The following is a 2740-nucleotide window of genomic DNA, read 5'->3' on the forward strand; positions in this document are numbered from 1 at the left end:
CCGCCGGGCGGGCGGTCAGCGCGTCGGCGCCGGCCAGCCCGGCCCGGGCGGTCAGGGCGGCCCCGGCCGCCAGGGCCGTGCGACGGCCCGCTGCGCCCGTCACGAGACGGGCGCGGGCACGGGCTGGGTGCTCTCGCCGATGCCGTACTGACCCGAGACGCCCGTCGACTCGGCGACCAACGCCAGCACCGTGCTGATCTGGCCGGCGGGGGTGCGCACGTTGTCGATGGTCGACAGCCCGTCGGATACCGGCCGGTCCGCGCGGACAGCCCCGACCAGACCGCCGTCCTCGACCGACGCCAGGTCACCGGCGATGACGGCGCCGGAGCCGCGGGCGTCCAGGGCCGTGGCCAGCTGCACCACGGCGGCGGTGCGGTCCCCGGCGTCGTCACCGGAGGCGGTGCCGGCGGTCAGCAGCACGGCGAAGTCGGCGGGGCTGACCGAGGACGTGTCCCGACTCAACACCTCGAGCTCCTCCAGCCCGGCGAGCACCGAGGCGGTGGCCGCGGGCTCGGGGACGACACCGGGGTCCTCCGCGTCGGCGCCGGGCACCATCAACACGTCGGCCAGCACGTCGGCCAGCAGCTCAGAGGTGTCGTCCGTCTCTGCGGGGGTGACGCCGGGTGGCAGCCCGGGACCGGTCAGGTAGCTGCGCACGCTGGACTCCTTGGCCGGGTCCCCGTAGCCCTCGGGCAGCCGAACCGTGCCGGTGACGGTCGCCCCGGCGCTGCCGATGAGCGCGGTGACGCCCTCGACCACCTCAGCCGGCACCTCCTCGCTGCCGACGACCAGCAGCACGCTGCGGTCGATGAGGGTGCCGGCGACCAGGGCCGGGCCGACCGCCTCCTCGAAGTCGCCGACCTGGTCCAGCTGGGTCTGCAGCTGCCGGGTCTCGTCCTCCAGCAGCCGCTTGTCCTCCTGGAGGGCGGTCACCTGGCTCTGCAGGTTCGTCAGCACCGGTCCGTTCAGCTGCGTGGTGCCGATGACGATCCCCAGGGCCACGGCCAGGAAGACCGCGATCAGGGAGACCAGGTGGTAACGGAAGTCGATCACGAGAAGAGGTTCTCCAACCAGAACACGAAGCTGTCCCATTGGTCGATGAGCAGGTCGAGATAGACGCGGCCGGCGGTGGACACGGCGAGCGCGGCGGTGATCGACAGCAGGGCGGCCAGCACGAGCAGGACGAGCGCCAGGGTGGAGATCCGGCTGCGGTACAGCCGGCTGACCCCCTTGGCGTCGACGAGCTTCCCGCCCAGCCGCAGCCGGGTGAGGAAGGTCGAGGCCATGCCGCCACGGCCCTTGTCCAGGAACTCCACCAGCGTGGCGTGGGTGCCGACGGCGACGATCAGCGTCGCGCCCTTCTCGTCGGCCAGCAGCATGGCGATGTCCTCGCTGGTGGCCGCGGCCGGGAAGGTGATGGCCTCGACCCCGAGGTCGGTGACCCGCTGCAGACCGGGAGCCCGGCCGTCGGGGTAGGCGTGCACGACCACCTCGGCGCCACAGCGGAGCACGGAGTCGCTGACCGAGTCCATGTCGCCGATGATCATGTCCGGCTGGTAGCCGGCCTCCTTGAGCGCGTCGGCGCCGCCGTCCACGCCGATGAGCACCGGGCGGTAGTCCCGGATGTAGGGGCGGAGGGCCTGCAGGTCCTCCTTGTAGTCGTAGCCCCGGACGACGACCAGCACGTGCCGGCCCTCGATCCGGGTGGTGACGTCGGGGACGCCCACCCCGTCGAGCAGCAGCGCGCGTTCGCGCTTCACGTACTCCATGGTGTTGGCGGCGAAGGCCTCCAACTGGTCCGACAGCCCGGCGCGGGCCTCGGCCATCGCCACCGCGATGGTCTCCGGCGTCTGCTCGACGCCCTCGGCCACGACCGTGTCACCGGCGTAGAGCCGGTTGCCCTCCAGCCGGACCTCGGTGCCCTCCTTGAGCTGGGCGAGGACCTCCTTGCCCACCCCGTCGACCAGCGGGATGCCCGCCTCGACCAGGATCCCGGGGCCGAGGTTGGGGTACCGGCCGGAGATGCTCGGCGAGGCGTTGACGACGGCGGCGACCTTGCCCGCCACGAGCGAGTCGGCGCTCACCCGGTCGATGTCCAGGTGGTCGAGCACGGCGATCTCGCCCGGCCGGAGCCGCTTGGTCAGGTTCTTGGTCCGCCGGTCGACGCGGACGGTGCCGGTCACGCCGGGAGCCGTGTCGGACGACCGTCCGCGCCGCAGGGTGCCGATGCGCATGGGTTCGATGCTCCCATGGGGCGGTCGGACCCCTCCCTCCCGACGCGCGAGCGCAGCCGACTGCTCACGGTCAGTGAGCGACACCGGGTTCCGGTCGACTCGCCGTGCCGATGACCGGGTGTCGCTGCCCGGGGACGGGACCGGCCCGTCACTAGCGTGACTGCTGTGACTGCAGGGGCCTCCGCGCGCCGGAGTACAGCGACCGACCTGCTCGCCGACGACGCCGCCGCGCCGGACGTCGAGCCCACCAGCACCGTCGCCGGCGACCCGGCGAGCGTCCCGCCCGGGGCCGCGGAACCGCCGTCCGCCCGGGTGGTGCCGTTGCCGTCCCGACCGCCGGTGCCCGCCGCCACGGCGCCTCCGGCAGCGGTGGCCCCGACAGCGGTGGCCTCGACAGCGGTGGCCCCGAACACGACCGCACGGCTGCCGGCCGAGTCGGTGGAGGACGCCGCCGGCCCGGCCGGGAGCGACCCCCAGCCGGCGGGCGCCGCCGAGCCCGCGGACGC

The 2740-nt window shown here is 74.0% G+C and carries 2 protein-coding genes and 1 pseudogene; 1 reads left to right on the top strand and 2 read right to left on the bottom strand.

Going from position 1 to position 2740, the window contains the following annotated elements:
- Positions 1–99 precede the first annotated feature (99 nt).
- Both IN07_RS20085 and steA read right to left on the bottom strand, forming a co-directional pair.
- Positions 100–1053 carry a copper transporter gene (locus IN07_RS20085; RefSeq protein ID WP_036339564.1) on the bottom strand — a complete coding sequence of 318 codons (954 nt, stop codon included), beginning with the start codon at positions 1051–1053 and terminating at the stop codon, positions 100–102.
- Complete coding sequence (gene steA / locus IN07_RS20090) at positions 1050–2234, bottom strand: putative cytokinetic ring protein SteA (protein WP_036339567.1); 1185 nt, start codon at positions 2232–2234, stop codon at positions 1050–1052. The genes IN07_RS20085 and steA overlap by 4 nt, the downstream gene beginning before the upstream one ends.
- Before the next feature lie 165 nt (positions 2235–2399).
- Here steA and IN07_RS25475 point away from each other — a divergent pair.
- A pseudogene (locus IN07_RS25475) lies at positions 2400–2740 on the top strand (hypothetical protein); the annotation flags it as partial.

Source organism: Modestobacter caceresii (genome assembly GCF_000761485.1).
Classification (GTDB): domain Bacteria; phylum Actinomycetota; class Actinomycetes; order Mycobacteriales; family Geodermatophilaceae; genus Modestobacter; species Modestobacter caceresii.